The sequence below is a fragment of the Nitrosomonas sp. genome (assembly GCF_024282095.1).
Lineage (GTDB): Bacteria > Pseudomonadota > Gammaproteobacteria > Burkholderiales > Nitrosomonadaceae > Nitrosomonas.
Map to the genome: position 1 here is coordinate 1 of NZ_JAMWZS010000052.1, position 16,968 is coordinate 16,968.

A 16,968-nucleotide genomic window follows, 5' to 3' on the forward strand; every position below is an offset into this window, starting at 1 on the left:
ACGCCTATCTAGCCCTCAGCATTCTACTGATTTGTTGAGCTACACAAAAGCGCAGTTTGGTTGTTACCCCTTTATCTAATCGCGTTGTTGCTTGTTTCTGGCTAAACACTCACTTGATTCAAACCCAAAAACCCTTCAGTCTTCCTGATCTAAAGCATTTTCTTTCCCCTGCAATCGCACTTCTAAGAAGGTTTATAACTTCATGAATTGTACTAATAAGTAAATCCCTGACAGTACCCCAATCCGAGCCCTTTCATACGCTTCGGCATTTTCACCATTCCTTGCGGAAAATCTCTTTTATTTCCTGCGGTTGCTGCAATTACAGTCTTGGACTGAGGCATTTTCAGACCAGATAACACACGCCATCGGGCACCACGTTGCAGCGATCTTTGTAGCAATTTCGATAAGCTCATCCTTTGTTGTATTTTCGGGAAAAATCAATACACGATCGTAGGCCACGATATGAGAGCAATCTTTATAACTGTCAACGTACCCTGGTGGGATGATCTTGATGATTTCGAATTCGGATAGATAAATATATGATCTGATACCAGTGCCTATCACTACCCGCAGAGCTTGTGCAAGAATTTCATTGATCGTTGCATTTTCAGGAATCTCCATAAAACCACCTGCAATATTATTGGCGTTAAAAGCAAGTTTTGGATAGTGTTTCTTGTTTGCCGCATTTCTAGCTTTAAAAGTAACTAGACTTTCTGATCCCCTAATGGAACGTTCACATTTTAACCAAAGAGAAACATATTCTTTGTGAATATCACTTGGTCGATGATGAACAGGCTGGCGCACTATAGGCTTTTCATCCACTGGTATGTCATCAATCGGTGTTTTTCTAACCTTTAGAGCTGTATTCTCAGCGTACACCAAATAAACTGTAGCCATTACCAGTTCTTCAGGAATATCTTCTTCAAACAGATACCGGATATGCGCCAGTATCGATTTGATGGCAGCTTTTAAGGGTATTGCCTGCTGATAACACAGATAAGCATCGTTCTTACTCGTAAGCCGAATTCCAGCGACCGGATGATCCATGCCGACCAACTCATTGAGATACATACCGATGACGTTACTAGCCTGGGGATTGATGATTGGAAAGCGCTTACTCATAATATCTCCTTCCCCCATTAATTCCGGCGACGCCGGTTCTCAGGGGATGAGGACATAAGCGACGTTTAGCTGCATTTATGAGTCGCCCGCAAGTGTCGGTAAATTGGCGACATAAAAAGCAAAACCCGTTTCTGGCATAATGCTAGAGAACGGGCTTGATGTTCTCCGGTTTAGCTGCATTTTTAATGCGCCCGCAATCGAAACAAATCAGCGCTTTTTTATTATTCTCTTGTCGAGAAATTTTTGCAAGGGATAATTTATTTGTTGCTAACAGTACAACTGATTGCGATCGCAAGGCTTGAAATGCCTCATAGGGCTGTTCCAATAATCTCGTTATAATTGCTTGTTATTTTAACAAGTTGATCATCGAAATGCTTTATGCCCGATAGACTCCTAGAAACCTCAGTTGGACGAGGTGAAGTGTATGGTTTTCGGATGGAATATCCGCTTACAGACAGATCGCCAGAGAAGCAAAAATCATTCATCGTCCAGTCAATGTGGCAGCAGGTCAACGCGTTATCAACGATATTTACCACATTCAGAATGTTAATGCCTATGGCAGCCGGCTCAGACAATGGATAGCGAGATTTCATGGTGTAGCGACACGCTACCTTGAAAGCTATCTGGGATGGCATAGAATGATTGACCATCTCGGTCAGCATATTTCATCATCTCTCTGTTTCCTAATGTCACTTGGAAAACAAGACAATTTCAACAGTTAATTGCTACATAGCCGGTATTTTCTTTAATGCTCGGCTTATTTCGCTTTTAGCGCCAACGGATTTAGCGTCAGCTGCTGATAGTAATTCACCCACAAAGCGTATTTCTCCGGCGTCGCCCATACGCGGTAATGCAGACGCGACATGATGATCGGATCGCTCAACAGTACCAGACGGCGATCGTGGTTGAGTTTGTTAGGGGGTTCATTCAGCGCCTGCTCAACGTGACAATCGCGGGCAATCTCAAGCACTTTGCTCTCGCGGTGGCGCGCGGTGGCCATCGCCGTCGCCAGCGCGCTGAACGATGGATGAAACACGGCGTGCATAAAGCCATCGTCCAGCGTGCGGTAGCGATTCATCACCAGATAGTTGTCAGTATCCACCAGTACTTGAGGCGGCGAATACTCTTCCGGAATCAGGAACAGCTTCCAGCGTTTGGCGCGCAGGCCAACAGACGCGCGGCTGGAAATGACCGAGACGAGCGGCGACAGAATCAGCGAGAAGACGATAGGCGCCAGCCAGAACAAGAAGCGCAGATCAAGCCACGCCATCCCCACGGCCCATACCAGCCCCAGCAGCAGCTGAGAACCATGGCGCATAAAGGCTTCACTCCATAGGGTGGAATCATCGTCACGTTGTGGCGAGTTCCACACCACCTCCCAGCCAAGGAACGCGCTGACCACGAATACGGTGTGGAATAGCATACGCACCGGCGCCAGCAGCACCGAGAAAAGCACCTCCAGCAGCAGGGAGATTGTGACGCGAATGAACCCACCGTACTCTTTCGTCCCCTTGCACCAGATAAGCAGAATACTCAGCAGCTTGGGCAGGAACAGTAGCACCATGGTCGAGGCTAACAGCGCGATCGCCAGTTCCGGGCGCCACTGTGGCCACACCGGAAACAGCTGGTGCGGTTGCAGGAAGTATTGCGGTTCCGTGAGCGCATGCACCACCTGCAACGCGGTGGAAAGCGCAAGGAACATAAACCACAGCGGCGCGGAAAGATAGGACATGACGCCGGTGAGGAACACGGCACGGTGTACCGGATGCATGCCTTTCACCAGGAACAGGCGGAAGTTCATCAGGTTGCCGTGACACCAGCGGCGGTCGCGCTTAAGCTCATCCAGCAGGTTCGGCGGCAGTTCTTCATAAGAGCCCGGCAGATCGTAAGCGATCCACACCCCCCACCCCGCACGGCGCATTAATGCCGCTTCCACGAAATCGTGAGAGAGAATGGAGCCCGCGAAAGAGCCTTCACCCGGCAGTGGCGCTAGCGCACAGTGTTCAATAAACGGTTTCACACGGATGATGGCGTTGTGGCCCCAGTAGTGTGATTCCCCTAATTGCCAGAAGTGTAAGCCGGCAGTAAACAGCGGCCCGTAAACGCGTGTCGCAAACTGCTGGCAACGCGCGTAGAGGGTATCCATGCCTGAGGCTTTCGGCGACGACTGAATGATGCCGGCATTCGTGTTAGCCTCCATCAGGCACACCAGATGGGTCAGGCACTCTCCTGACATCACCGAGTCCGCGTCCAGCACCACCATGTAGCTGTACTGGTTGCCCCAGCGGCGGCAGAAATCGTCAATGTTGCCGCTCTTACGCTTCACGCGGCGGCGGCGGCGGCGATAAAAGATCTGGCCTTCACCCTGAACCTCTGCAATCAGTTCCATCCACGCTTTCTGTTCCGAAACACAGATATCAGGGTTGTAGCTGTCGCTCAGAATATAGACATCGAAGTGTTGTTGTTGACCCGTCGCCTTCACTGATTCCCAGGTCGCACGCAATCCGGCGAATACGCGATTCACGTCTTCGTTGCAGATAGGCATAATCAACGCCGTACGGTGCTCGGGATTAAGTGGCACATCCCCTGCCGTCGAAGCGGAAATACTGTATTTGTCTTTACCGATCAATAGTTGCAGAAAGCCCATCAACGCCGTCCAGAAACCGGCGGATATCCAACAGAAGAGAATAGCGAAGAGGATTAAAATGCCACTTTGCAGTATATAAGGCAGCAACTGCATAAACGATATCCACGCATCCTGGCCAATCATATCGACCGGATTGATCAGCGCCCAACCCTGGTAAGGAAGGATGGTTTTCATATACCAAGTCGCAACCACGGTTTGCGACAACGTCAGCAGCAGCAAAATGTAGCGGCGAATAGTGCCCACGGTGCGCCATTTCTGTTCGTGAGCCTGCTCTTCCTTCGTCAGTCGCGACACATAGCGCGGCGTGACATCGCGCCCACACAGATGATCCCAGAATCGACCAATCGGATTGGTGCGCCACGGATCCGGTGACATAAATGAACGCGTCACTTTGGGCATTGCCTCCAGTTGCGTACGCCCTTCGTCGTCTTTAATCAGTTGCCCGTCAACCAGAGAATCAGGCCAGCTCTGCTCAAGTCGCGCTTTCACAGACCCCAGCGGCGAATCATCTTCACGCGCATAGTGATGATGCTCAGAATCCAGCGCCTCATGAAGGGCGCGGATATCAATTGTCGGCAGCGTCGCTTTCTCAGCGTCAGTCAGCGGCAGCGCGTCAATATACTCAGTTACCTTATTCATCGGCAGGTAGCTGATAGCTCCAGGTTTCACTCAGCGTCTGATTACCATTGACTAGCGCAGCGCGCATCTCAGTGATTTTCTTCACATCTTTCACTTTTACGCGCAGCGTCAGGCGCCAGCCTTTAATGACCGGATTGTAACGCGCGCTGCTCTCGACGATCTCACCGTTGTCATCAGTACTGGCCTGAACCGCAACAGGAGTATCCTGCGGCAGATTCTTCATCTCCGCGCCAGTGAAATCGACGACGAAGGCGATCGTGCCATCAGGTCGACGAATAAGATTAGACTGTTTTACATCACCCGTTGAGCGAAGAGTCTGCATGACGTACGCGTTATCCGGCGCATGCAGTTTGTCTTCGTCGCGGCTGAAGGTGATGGTGTACTTGAAGTTCATCTCTTTACCAGCTTCCGGCAGTTGATCCGGCGTCCAGAAAGCGACGATGTTGTCGTTGGTTTCGTCGTTGGTCGGAATTTCCACCAGCTCGACTCTACCTTTGCCCCATTCCCCTTTCGGCGTTACCCACGCGCTCGGACGCAGATCGTAACGATCGTCCAGATCTTCAAAACGCGAGAACTGGCGGCCACGTTGCAGCAGACCAAAGCCTTGCGGGTTTTCCATGAAGAAACTGCTGATGGCCAGATGTTTCGGATTGTTCAGCGGACGCCAGATCCACTCGCCATTACCGGCGTGAATGGAAAGGCCGTTAGAATCATGTAACTCAGGACGGAAGTTCGTCGCCAGAGAAGGCTGGTTAGAGCCAAACAGGAACATGCTCGTCAGCGGCGCAACACCCAGCTTGCCGACCTTGTCGCGCAGATAGACTTTCGACTGGACGTCAATCACGATATCGCGGTCCAGAATCATGACAAAGCGGTAAGCGCCCGTCGCGCGCGGAGAGTCCAGTAGCGCATAGATTGTCAGGCGCTTGTCAGTCGGTTTAGGCCGCTCGATCCAGAATTCTCGGAACCGGGGAAACTCTTCGCCGGAAGGCAGAGCGGTATCGATAGCTAGGCCGCGTGCGGAAAGACCATAAACCTGCCCTGCGCCAATCACGCGGAAATAGCTGGCGCCGAGCATACTGAGAACTTCGTCGTTTTTATTTTTACTATTGATCGGATACAGCACTCTGAAGCCGGAAAAGCCAAGATCTTTCACCGTGTCTTTGTCATACTGGACATCGCCAAAATTGAAATAATCAGGACTGTATTCGATTTTATGTACCGACGTGGCAGTTACTTCATTAATTTCGACGGGCGAATCGAAGTACATGCCCTGGTGGTAAAACTCAAGCTTGAATGGAGTCTTCAGATTACTCCAGTAAGCTTTATCATGGTTAAACTGAATCTGCTGATAATCCGCATATTTCATGTCGCGGAAAACGGAGGGCAAGTTGCTTTCCGGCGTTTCATAGCTTTTGCTGGCTAATGATTGAGCCTGTTTTGCGACATCATCGATGGTAAAGGCCCAAGCCGACGAGGCATACAGGGCCAACATCACTACCGCGCCCAACCAACGCATTTTCATCATTTGTGGTTTATGTTTCATCAGTTCTTCTTTTGTGTGCTTATATCGATCCGGTACGTTTTAATGGAAACTCAGGCAATCCGGCAACAGAATCCCCGCTTTGTTCAGCGCGCTGATCATGGATTAAGCAAGTGTACCCCATTTTTACTTTGCGTGATTATCCTGGAGATAAGTTGTCAGACTTCGTACTTCGTGTAGGGTTGCCCCCAATGTAAACGCTTCTGGTCTTGGGGTCTGTTGACGTTTTGAGATAAGTATTTCAGGAATAGAAGCAAACTCGTCATATTGAAGTTCCTATACTATCAATAAGACGAGCTTGCGATGCCCCGGTTAATGCTCAGTGAAGAGTTCTGGTCGAAGCTAGAGAATCCCTGAATAAGTCAGACTTGCAGGTACAGGGAAATTTATTTCTAATATATAGACTGCATGTTGCATGCAGAAATATATTTAGTCAAATAACAATATTGCTTATTTATAAATATCTTGAGGAGATAGAATCTGTCAATTTATCGAGAGGCTGAATCCCGAATAGTTTAAATGGTAAAAGAGAAAATGAATTATACTTTTATACCTGCTGCCCGTAATTGTTGTATCACTACTCCTGTCAATTTATGAATCTCAGCATCTGAATCTTGTTGCGGAATAGTCAATTGCTTCAGTATTTCACCTTGGCGATTTTCTTACCGGCTTTCTAAATACGAAAGGAGAGGCACATGGGCGACGGTTGGGGTAACATTTGATAATGCAGGTGCATTACTTGTCGCTGATGATGTAGGTAATGTCGTGTGGCGTGTGTCACATACTGAAACTAATCACTAAATGATTTGAATATTTTTAATCGCAATATTTAGTTTTTTTATACATTTGTTTTTCGATATTCCTGAGCGTTTTATTTATACTCAACAACTTTTCCGATACACCTAGCAATGCTTGATTTAAGCAATCATTGTGCTCGGTCAGCAATCGATAATAAGTTTTCCAGTGCATGCTTTTGGGTTTCCCACCAATTGGATTGTAAATGCCACGCGGCCAGCTCAGCTTGTCTTTTATCTTATTAGCTTTGCGATCTGCTCTGTCGTTAGCTGTTTCACGTTGGCTTTGGTAGGCGAGCTGATAGCAGTGTCGACAAGCGAAATATTTACAACTGCTATCTTTGTACAAGATTGCTACGCGCCGACCACATCCATCAGCCGGACAGGTAAACCAATAGCGCACTCCTCCATAATGGCACGATGTCATTTGTAAACTAACCGGATAATCCACGTTATCCGATATACCGCTGTTTCGTTGATGAGTATAATTCAAACGTAACTTGCTGACTTCGACCCTCACACTGATTGATGTCATTTTCTTGCCGTTGCCTATCGTTTGACCATTGAAACGATTTCCTGGCACGAGATTGCCTTGGCGCTGCCAGCGACGTATATCAATTGATCTACAAACATCCGTACAATTTATCTCAGATTTTCGACCACTACCAAATCCGCCCATCATTATTTTCCGAAATCATTAGTGAAATTTAGGTAATTGTTAATCTAATAAATTAGGATTTGATTCTTTTTGACTTGGTTTTGTAACAAACTGTGAAACTTTTCCTGATCAACGATTGCGCCCCTTTGGATTACCTGATTTTCCTGATTGCCACCGTCCACTATTAGGTTTTTCAATTGATGCCATCCTGCTTTTCTCCTGCATTATCAGGCTAGTTAGTAATAATACTTAGATATCATTATTTGTAAAAAGTTCTTTTAAAGTGCGACTTTACTCAATGCCCTAGCAAGATTTGTGGTGCGGAATTAATGTTTTATTCAGCACTTCGCATCTGAGCATCAACCGCCATGCAAAAAACCGATCTTTCAGACAAAAGAGGAAATTTTTACTGCTTCATTCATAACTTCATATACAAGTGTTCAATATTTGGTGCGTTTGAAGCACGCGGTCCTGCCACATTCAGTATTTGGATTGAATGCATTCCTAAGAATACTTTAATCTGCTCGTGCCAAAGACTGTCAGGGTATACATGCAAACATGGTTTATTAATTTTTTGAGTGTACCCTTGAGTAAATAGCGATCCACCTGTTAAATCTGGAGTCAAAGTGATAATGAATGTAGCATCACTGTCACGCACATTCCATTTGGTTCGCTGCGTATAACCTTTACTTTCGGTTTCTTGCAATAAATAGCAATCAGAAATTACGCCATCTTCCGAACGTCGACCTTTAGGGCACCAGCCTCCATGAGAGATATTATTTTGTAATGCCCAATTCAGCGCAGCACGATCTACCCCAGTCTGACCGCCTGAGATAATTTTCGTAATTGGACTATGCATTTATGTTGATTCATTTATTCCTTAATAGCAATGCTTGCTGAAGCCTATATTCGAGTGGATTGACAAACTCGCTTACAGATAATACGGCAAGTGCAGTAGGACACGTTCTTCTTTTGCTGTTGCCATTGCTTTTCTCCTGCTTTAACAAGTGAGGGAGTTCTCAATTCTCTTCATAATTCTCGACCTTGAGAGAACTGTATTTCCCTTACTGGGCAATGATTTAAGCCTCCAGTTCTCCAATTCTCCAGTCCTCTATTACACCCCCATAAAAAAGTATTTTTATACTTAGTAGAGAGACAGAGAGAGAATAGAGAACTATTGTTTAAAACCCTTACCCAGCAACGATTTCCCAGTTCTCTACTGTGAGAGAACTGGAAGAGAATTAGAGAACTGAAAAACATTTAGTCCCCCCATCATCACAATGACTGATTTGGCGAGTTTCCACTAGATAAATAATGATCTCGTCAACTTCTTTGGATTTTGCTTTCAATAACTTCGTTAATTTGCCCCGTGGCATTAAACCCCGTCGGCAATACTCCCCAAATTGTTTATCATTTGAGTAATTTATGGCATTCTTAATAAATTCTAATGCCTTCGCAGCCTGCTTCTGGAACGGGTTTTCTGCTAAGTCCTTATCAAGCTTTTGGGCGAAAGCTTTGATTGATCCATTAACATAACTCCATGCCCAAGTAACATGCTCTCGTTTAATAACTCCTCCGTCACCAATCGCAAGTAATCCAGCTACTCGGATCGTTTGTTCCTCTGCACGGCTCCATAAATTTGCAAATTGATCATTTTCTTTTAACTGTTCGGCGAATTGAATGAGCAAGTCGTATGCCCCTTCTTCATATTCAATGACTGAAGTGTCAATAGCGCGGATTGCTGAGATTTTTTGCTTGAGTTCTTCACTTATCCGAGTATCAGGCTTTCTATTAATTGGGTTTTCTTTATCGGCCTGAACAAATATAATCCGGTTTAGCAAGCCGTTATCAATCATCCTGGGTGTAATGCCATCCAGCAGCTCAAGCGGTGTCGTAGTACCGATCAGATTGATATAAGGATTGTCAATCTGGCCGATGTTTTGCTTTTTGTCAGCATAGGCCTTACCTGCAAAAAATGAGCGGCCTAGTCCGTATAAAGTCATTAAGTCTTTGATCAAATCCTTTTGATGGATTGATCCGCGCTCTGATAGCGCGGTTTGCAAATAAATGCCAAACTCATCAATGAGGATTAACGTTGACGGATTTCCTTCAAGGGAACGTAACAGTGCTGCGCCGCTTGCTATGCTCTCCTGAATACTTTCTCCCCGAGACACATTTCTCACCGAATCAATTAAACGTTTAATTGCTTTTCTAGGATCTTCCTTACCGCGTCCTGTATCACCAACTAAGCATATGTACAGGTTCAAAGCTGTATCGCTTCCTCCCACATAAGCTTTATTACTATTCAAATAAGAGATGGTAGTTAGGGCGCCAGCAATGGCAAAAGATTTAATTGGCATGCGACTGCTTTGGATAATATATTTCGCTATTTCCCCAACGAGTCCAGGCGGGTATTGTAGGCAAGAGATTGCCTCCTCTTCCGTTACTGGCTGTTCATTGAATTCAGGTAGCGAGGGCAGATCATTAATCACTGGCGCGCCCTTCCATGCGCTGCGCAGTGTTGCCGTAACCTCCGAAGGCTCAAGACCAATTCTACTGGCGGCATCTTCCAGTTTACTTGTCACATGATCCTTATCCAATCTGCCTACCTTAACGAATCCATAAGCACGATATGCCACTTTATTAAGTGTATCGTTACGATTTCCCTCAACGGCTGACTGAAGCCTAAGTAGAAGATTATCAAACTCAATTACCACATAAAAATCATCCTGCACGCATGGTATCGTTACAACTGGCACGGGCTTGTTCGGGATTCCTACCAGATTACTCATACCTATCCATTCTTTCAGCGCTTTAGCGGCATACCGTTTACCTGAGTTAAACACCTCTCGCACCATGAATGGTTGCCCCTTCTGATGCAGGAACCCAGGAACACGCATAACACGAGGCAGGTCACATATCTTTGGATCAGATCGGAGCATGGTAGCCAAGGCCTTCTGGCACGGTTTAAATTCATTCAAGGGGAGTATGTCTTCTACTATCCAATAAACGTGGTGTTTTCCGGGAGATGACTCAACTACTATTGACGGGACTAAAGGAAGATTATCAAAAGACGGGACTAAAGGAAGATTATCAAAAGTGCGATTAAAGTCTTGCGTATCAAAGTCTGCAAATAATGCACGCACCCGGACTACATTGTTCGTAGTTCTTCCCTGGCCATCTGTTACATTCACAGCAAAAAATACACCAGCACCCTGGCGATTAAGTTTTTCTAGCTCCGGTCGACAATCCTCTAAAGTACCGTGCATGACCTTAACCAGCCTGTTACTTTTATCCTTATCCCCGAAAGTTTGAAAGGTATGACTTTTACCCAAAACATCAAGAATAGAACCTTGACTATCTGCTTGATCTTGAGTATTATTTTGGCTGAAGGTTGTTTCAAAATTCGCCTCGGGCCTGCCAGCTTTCGGGGCGTTTTCATTTGTGATCATTATTCACCCCCAGATAGCAAATTTCTTATTTCGCTAACATTCCACGCCAGTCGGCCATTTATACGCACCGGGCGTAAAGCTCCATTTTCAAGGCATGCCCAGGCCCGTAAGGTTTGGGGTCTGCGATTCAAATAAAATGCTGCGGCGTCTGTTGGAACTGTTGGGCGGGTTATCGATTCTAGAGGCGGGAATATTTGTTGACTATGCGAAGCGAGTGCTTTTAATGGAGAAAGATTTGTTTGCATTGTGAATCATCCTTTGCCTTTCGGCTTTGTTAAGATGCTCACATTTATATCTATGTTTTATAAGAAGAAAAATATGGGAATAATTAAAAACCTAGATAATAATTAGGTTTCTTTTTTCAGAACATCCTCTGTTGGTACTGGTTATTGCAAATTTTCACCAGAATCCTTGGTGAAAATTCCAGAATCAATTTTTCCTATATTTTTCACGCATAAATCTGTCCAATAATTAGCTTCAATGGACGGTGTTCGGCCATTTCCAAATCTATACCCAGCAGCTTTAAGCCATTCTTTGAACGTGCTCAAAGATCTATTGAACATATTCTTTTTCGATTTTTCTCTTGTAATTCGCTTGCAAGCATAATGTAAATTTCCAGCATTACCCGGCAATCTATCATGATTAATATTTTTTCCTTCGGTAAGAATTACGATAATTTCCTTTAAAATTGCCGCATTCGATGCGACACTTTTCGGCCTCCCTGCACTTTTACTTATCGTAGATTTTGATTGTTTGAATACTTGTTTTGTGTTTGAATTAAAATGTGAAGTTGTTTCTTCTTCGTGATTGTTTACAGCAGACTCAAAGAATTCCCACATGCAGACATTTGGCACAGGCAACCACTCATGAAGTCTTATAGTTAGCTTATCCAGATCGTGAAAGCGCCCCCATACCAGCCACTCAGACGGAGCACATTTAACAAGTCCGTCGGCTAGAGCTATTTTTAAGCACCGTTCAATTGAGCGAATCATATCTTTTGGTAAGCCTTTCTCATTTTTCTTGTATTCTTCCCACGAATCAGGATCTAATCCGTTCATGAGTGGTATCGCTTCATCAGCTAATAGCGTTTTTTTCTGTGCAAATAAATGCCAGTGTTCTTTGATATTAAAGCTTTCAATTATATATCCTATATTTACTGAATTTTCATAGCCTGGCTGCATTCTGGCATCAAAATCACTTGCCATTTGCTTACGTTGGTCTGTCGATATTTCATCCCATTTCTGGAAAATATCAACATAAGCAATATTCATTCTCATTTCTTGCGGCAAGTCTGAAAACTTTGTTTTTAGATATGGTGTTATAGCCTCCGCTAATTTACTTGATGCTACTTTTTCTCTAAAGCCAGGGCAATTTTTAAAATCATACCTTGCCACCTCATATTCCCGTTCTAAGGGTAAGAGTTTGTCCCAAATGTAATAATGTTTCGATTTTGTTTTGGTTCTTATTCCCTTGCCTTTTCTTATTCCTTCACCTTCTTCAATTTCTTTTGCTTCATCATCTGTTAGAAATTTATTTCCCGCTTCAATATGTACCCAATCGAATTCCTCTACTTCAGAGGCAATATTTTGTATTTTTTTTTCACCCATTCCAGCCCGTGAGATTCTTTCTTTTAAATCTTCGGGTAAATTAGAGAATTGAGATGCTAGAAAGGGTGAAATTTGGTCAAGTAGCAATTCGTAAGTATCCATCATTCCCCTTGTTAGTGATGTTACACCCAATCCCGTAGCACTCCGGGATGAGGCGGGTTATGTATTTCGCTCATACTGAATTCTCTATCGGTGTACAGACAACTTTAAACCTGCTGCATTGATAACTGCAAGCAGGGTTTTTATGTTGGATTGCCTTTTGTGGATAATGCTCGGTAAAGGCTCTCTCTCGGGATTTCTGCGCGTTCCGCTACGGTGGCCATGCCTTGCGCTTCCGCGATATGACGCAATGCCGCTAATAAAGCTTCGCGTCCTCCAGGTTGATTTGCTTCATCAAGTGCACCGGTAAGATATTCATCAGCAAAAGACGGATCGTTTTGTAGTAACTCCACTACGACTTCATCATGTGGGCGGGATGATTTAAACATGCTTTATTTTTCCCCTTACAGTTATTCCAATATTCAATCGCAGTTTCAATGTCAGCTTGTTGTCTCCGTTTATCGCCACCCGCTAGGATTAAGATCATTTTTCTCAGGCATTGGAGTAAAACACCGATAGCCCACGCCATGATCTTTTCGCATTTCCTAGATACCTTCGGCAATAGGTTTGAAATCCCCAAAATTTCCGGCTGCTAGTCGTTATATTCGAACCAAAATACGAGCTCTGGCTTGTCAATCTGACAAGCTTACCAGCCATTTCTGAAAAGGATCAGAGCCATCATCAGAAATGTATCTGAATCTTTGAACATTTTGTGAGTTATAAGTTACATTCTGACAAATACAAGTACTTTTACTTCACTCTATGAAGCGCGGTTATCGTTGGCGAGAAATCAATCCCGGCTTGTCCTAAAATCCATGTTTCAATTTTGACGTGCCAAACGCGCAGCAAATCAAGCGGGCGGCGTATGTAATGCTTTTCTCGCACTCCTTGCGGCTTGTGTCCCTGTATCTGCGCAGCGATACCAGCGGGCATTTCTATCCACTCACACAAACTGGCAAATGATCGCCGTAATCCGTGCAGTGTCACATCAAGCCCAGCAATCGCACACGCCTTATCATGTGCAATACGTGGTTCGACCAAGTGCCCGCTTGCTGAAGTTGGGCTACTGAATACCCATTCATTACGGCGTGGCAAGCTGGCCAGTAAGTGCGCAACATACGGTGTTAATGGAATCACTCTCAATCCTTCAACTTTGTCTTTTATGGTCATACTATTCCACTGAAAATCTATATCTCCCCAGTGAACAGAAACTAATTCATTAGGGCGTGCACCTGTTAACACCATGGTTTGTAGATAAGTAGATATAACCGAATTTTGAATTTGTTCGACTGCATTAAACCATGCTGATAATTGCTCACGCTGTAATGAGTCATTTTTTGGCGCGGCTTTACCCAGATGCTTTTTAACTTCTTTGCTCTGTGTTGGATTGCTGGTAACAATTGCGCCATAGATAGAATGCGCTATGCACCAATTTAGAAATGTACTTAATAAAGTTCTAGCATTACGGGCGCGTGCCGGTCGTTTTGCCCCTTCAATTTTTGCCCATGCTGTCATGCACTCAGTGGTCAGGTCAATAAGACGGATATCTGCCAGCGATGCAAGTGCCCCTGGCTCTGTCAGTTTACTGCTTCGTGCTCTTTGCTCTCCACCGGCTTGCATGGCCCGCACATGGTCATGCAAGTGAAGGGCTCCCCATGTGGGCTTCATAGCTGATATATATTCATTCCATGCTCTGCCAACTATGATAGTTTCGCGAGCTTCCTGTGCTGTCATAGCTGCTGCGGCGGATTTCTTTGCTGCTATTTCATCAGCTTTTATTTGGCGCGGGTCTTGGCCTGAGTCGGTCATTACCTTGAGTCGTGCGGCTTCCTCTTGCGCTTTACTGAGTGGCCATGACGCGGGACTGCCGATGGTTATACGTAGTGTTTTTCCGTGTAGCTTAGTCTCGAAAATATAGCTTTTTGCGCCTGTGCCAGTGACCCGTAATCCTAGGCCGGGGGTTTTTGCATCCCAAAATAGACTTTGTCTTTTATCTGGCGCACATTGGAAGCTCGCAACCCGTTGTGCAGTAAAGTTCTGATGTTCCATTCTGTGTAGCCACTGTGTAGGAAATTAAATTCAATTTTAACGAATTTCAATCAACACAAATTATAACACGGTTTAGGTTAATATGTTGATATAGCTAATATAGTATATTATATTAAATAGCAATCAACGGCTATGAATGAGTATTTACGGGGACTCATAATCCCTTGGTCGCTGGTTCGAGTCCAGCCAGACCCACCAATAAATCAAGCGCTTAGATACTAATAATCCTAAGTGCTTTTTCTTTTCTAAAAATTGTAACCGTGCTTTATCAATAGCGCGCGATTGCATTGTAAAAAACATGCGATAAAAGACCCAACACCTAAATGGGTTGAGTGGTTGAGAACTAATTTAGTTAATCAGCTCTGTCGTTTCAATCTTCCAATAACAAACATTGCCAGTAGTTCCGATAAGACTTCTGGTTCTGGTATTAATACGATTAGTCATTAATAATTATTCTTGCCATTCGTTCCTTTTGTTGACTTACATCAAGCTGACATACAATAAACAATAATATATTGATAATAGAATGGTCGTTTAGAAATAATATCTATACATAAAATCCGAGAACATCAATGTAATTCATCGTTTTATTATCAATATGTTAAGCATAAAAGGAGTCAATTATGCAATATCAAGAAATACAGAAAACTATCTTTTCAATTGCTTGCTTATTGGTGACGAACTCTGCAAACGCCGCAGTGCTACTCGATGAAAATTTTAACGGTACTTCCCTTTCTCCAGAATGGCACATAGAGCAAGGATTTGCTGAGGTAAATGGCGGGTATGTCGATATATTTGGGTCGACTGGTGGCTCCAGAGACGGATGGATAGTCGCCGGAGAAGGAAGCTCTTGGTCGAATTACCATTTTAGTACCCACTTCATTGCGGATGGAGGGGGCGACAATTGGTTTCGCGGTGAAATAGCTTTCCGGGTTCAGGATTTTCATGCTTGGACAACAGGGACTTTCTATCGTCTTTCGATTGATACGCCAATCTGGGGCGGTGGCCCAGGCAATAACGGCGGTGGAACAGCTACGTTAGGAAGTTATGCTGATAATAATTTCAGCGAACTTGAAACAATTTCTCCGTTTCCCGGAGTAATAGCGAATCAAGATAATGTAGTAGACATTTGGGCAATTGGTAATCACATTCAGGTTGCAATCAATGGCACTCAACTGATTGATATCACCGATCCTAACCCTATACTGACTGGCGGTGTCGGATTAGGAGCCATCTGGGAATCACATGTTCGCTATGACTATGCTGAAGTTGAAGATATACCTCCAATTCCAGAACCAGAAATTCATGCCATGCTATTGGTTGGTTTGGGCTTGCTTGGGTTGATAACACGTCGCAGAAAAGAAACTGCTGTGTAATTCAGAATGTAATTTAATCCAGAACGGGGGCTTGGGCTCCCGTTGTTTTTTGGGGTGGCAAAGTGTGTATTCATTCCTGAATTACCGGCAGCTTTGCAAAATCTTCAAGCACTGCGCAAAATTCTCAATCAATATGACCAGATGGCCGGACAGGCCAGGACGATAAAAGGCATCTCAGTGAACGACATCCCGGAAATGCGAAAAGCATTCGATGGAATGGCCGTGGAGACAACTGAAATTACTTATACAATAGGTGGAGCCGACTGGCCCGCTCGTAGATCCGAGCTGATAATTAGGAATTTTTAAGAATATATCCCCACCGCAAGCGGCGGGGGTATTTAAATCTATTTGATTTAAGAGTTGTTATGCAGTAACTTTTTTCAAACTATGGCGTACTTTAGTTTTGGATGAACTGAAACCTGCAATGACCATGTAGACTAGATACAGAATGGCTCCCAGAATAACATCGGAAACGACCCATTCCATAGGAGTTGTAGGCAGTGGCAATTCAAACATAGACAGTACACCAAAAACAGCGCCGCTAACAATTACTGCCGACATAAAAAGCACTTGAAATGTTTTCATGAAAATATCCTTTATATGAGTTAATTAATAATATGAAAAACTTTGTAAACATAAGATACCACTATTCACAAAAAGTTCACAATATATTTACAATTTATTCACATGCGGGATGGTTTCAATATTTCTTGTAAGATGGATACCGATTCATGCAAGGCATGATTAGGCCTAATAAATGATACTAACGACCTTAAGGTGACTGGTTTTATAGTGGTTGGTTGGGTGTAAAAGCAAGAAAAAAGATGATCGTTATCGGGTATTAGGCAATTCAACTAATTTTAGTTGCAATGCATACGATTGGTGTCGTGAAGTATGATACAATGGTGTAAGAATCACTAGCGTTGTTTACAGTATTTGGGAGAATACTGTAAATGAACATACATAAACGCACCCGATTAAC

The 16,968-nt window shown here is 44.4% G+C and carries 11 protein-coding genes and 1 pseudogene; 2 read left to right on the forward strand and 10 right to left on the reverse strand.

Features of this window, described 5'->3' with window-relative positions; genetic code table 11:
- Positions 1–297: 297 nt before the first annotated feature.
- Positions 298–1,122: a hypothetical protein gene (locus Q0K92_RS11965; RefSeq protein ID WP_297326026.1), complete on the reverse strand. Its 825-nt coding sequence runs from the start codon at positions 1,120–1,122 to the stop codon at positions 298–300.
- Positions 1,123–1,553: 431 nt separating this feature from the next.
- Between Q0K92_RS11965 and Q0K92_RS11970 the strand changes: the two are divergent.
- Positions 1,554–1,855 (forward strand): annotated as a pseudogene (locus tag Q0K92_RS11970) (IS1595 family transposase); the annotation flags it as partial.
- A 24-nt stretch (positions 1,856–1,879) separates the two neighbouring features.
- Here the strand turns inward: Q0K92_RS11970 and mdoH are convergent.
- The 8 genes from mdoH to Q0K92_RS12010 all read right to left on the reverse strand — a co-directional run bounded on the left by mdoH (position 1,880) and on the right by Q0K92_RS12010 (position 14,610).
- A complete protein-coding gene (gene mdoH / locus Q0K92_RS11975; protein WP_297326027.1) occupies positions 1,880–4,408 on the reverse strand; it encodes a glucans biosynthesis glucosyltransferase MdoH in 2,529 nt (842 codons plus the stop codon).
- Entirely contained in the window at positions 4,401–5,936 is a 1,536-nt protein-coding gene (gene mdoG, locus Q0K92_RS11980; RefSeq protein ID WP_366084406.1) for a glucans biosynthesis protein MdoG, read from the reverse strand. Before mdoG ends, mdoH begins: the two co-directional genes overlap by 8 nt.
- An 831-nt stretch (positions 5,937–6,767) precedes the next feature.
- A complete protein-coding gene (locus Q0K92_RS11985) occupies positions 6,768–7,427 on the reverse strand; it encodes a hypothetical protein (RefSeq protein ID WP_297326029.1) in 660 nt (219 codons plus the stop codon).
- Positions 7,428–7,821: 394 nt separating this feature from the next.
- Positions 7,822–8,262: a putative molybdenum carrier protein gene (locus tag Q0K92_RS11990; protein WP_297326030.1), complete on the reverse strand. Its 441-nt coding sequence runs from the start codon at positions 8,260–8,262 to the stop codon at positions 7,822–7,824.
- Between the two features lie 382 nt (positions 8,263–8,644).
- Complete coding sequence (locus Q0K92_RS11995; protein ID WP_297326031.1) at positions 8,645–10,855, reverse strand: DNA-primase RepB domain-containing protein; 2,211 nt, start codon at positions 10,853–10,855, stop codon at positions 8,645–8,647.
- Between the two features lie 386 nt (positions 10,856–11,241).
- Complete coding sequence (locus Q0K92_RS12000; protein WP_297326032.1) at positions 11,242–12,564, reverse strand: hypothetical protein; 1,323 nt, start codon at positions 12,562–12,564, stop codon at positions 11,242–11,244.
- A gap of 140 nt (positions 12,565–12,704) precedes the next feature.
- On the reverse strand, positions 12,705–12,950 hold the full coding sequence (locus Q0K92_RS12005; RefSeq protein WP_297326033.1) for a DNA-binding protein: 246 nt from the start codon (positions 12,948–12,950) through the stop codon (positions 12,705–12,707).
- 361 nt (positions 12,951–13,311) lie between these two features.
- The gene (locus Q0K92_RS12010; RefSeq protein WP_297326034.1) at positions 13,312–14,610 is read right to left on the reverse strand and encodes an integrase family protein; all 1,299 of its coding nucleotides are present in this window, start codon (positions 14,608–14,610) and stop codon (positions 13,312–13,314) included.
- Between the two features lie 623 nt (positions 14,611–15,233).
- Here Q0K92_RS12010 and Q0K92_RS12015 point away from each other — a divergent pair.
- Complete coding sequence (locus Q0K92_RS12015) at positions 15,234–15,986, forward strand: family 16 glycoside hydrolase (RefSeq protein ID WP_297326035.1); 753 nt, start codon at positions 15,234–15,236, stop codon at positions 15,984–15,986.
- A 363-nt stretch (positions 15,987–16,349) separates the two neighbouring features.
- Here Q0K92_RS12015 and Q0K92_RS12020 read toward each other — a convergent pair whose 3' ends face one another.
- Positions 16,350–16,571 carry a C4-dicarboxylate ABC transporter gene (locus tag Q0K92_RS12020; RefSeq protein ID WP_297326036.1) on the reverse strand — a complete coding sequence of 74 codons (222 nt, stop codon included), beginning with the start codon at positions 16,569–16,571 and terminating at the stop codon, positions 16,350–16,352.
- Positions 16,572–16,968 lie beyond the last annotated feature (397 nt).

Coding starts and splice junctions, on each gene's coding strand:
- Q0K92_RS11990 (WP_297326030.1), bottom strand. CDS start 8,262: ATGCATAGTCCAATTACGAAAATTATCTCAGGCGGTCAGACTGGGGTA.
- mdoH (WP_297326027.1), bottom strand. CDS start 4,408: ATGAATAAGGTAACTGAGTATATTGACGCGCTGCCGCTGACTGACGCT.
- Q0K92_RS11965 (WP_297326026.1), bottom strand. CDS start 1,122: ATGAGTAAGCGCTTTCCAATCATCAATCCCCAGGCTAGTAACGTCATC.
- Q0K92_RS12020 (WP_297326036.1), bottom strand. CDS start 16,571: ATGAAAACATTTCAAGTGCTTTTTATGTCGGCAGTAATTGTTAGCGGC.
- mdoG (WP_366084406.1), bottom strand. CDS start 5,936: ATGATGAAAATGCGTTGGTTGGGCGCGGTAGTGATGTTGGCCCTGTAT.
- Q0K92_RS11995 (WP_297326031.1), bottom strand. CDS start 10,855: ATGATCACAAATGAAAACGCCCCGAAAGCTGGCAGGCCCGAGGCGAAT.
- Q0K92_RS12015 (WP_297326035.1), top strand. CDS start 15,234: ATGCAATATCAAGAAATACAGAAAACTATCTTTTCAATTGCTTGCTTA.
- Q0K92_RS12005 (WP_297326033.1), bottom strand. CDS start 12,950: ATGTTTAAATCATCCCGCCCACATGATGAAGTCGTAGTGGAGTTACTA.
- Q0K92_RS12010 (WP_297326034.1), bottom strand. CDS start 14,610: ATGGAACATCAGAACTTTACTGCACAACGGGTTGCGAGCTTCCAATGT.
- Q0K92_RS12000 (WP_297326032.1), bottom strand. CDS start 12,564: ATGGATACTTACGAATTGCTACTTGACCAAATTTCACCCTTTCTAGCA.
- Q0K92_RS11985 (WP_297326029.1), bottom strand. CDS start 7,427: ATGATGGGCGGATTTGGTAGTGGTCGAAAATCTGAGATAAATTGTACG.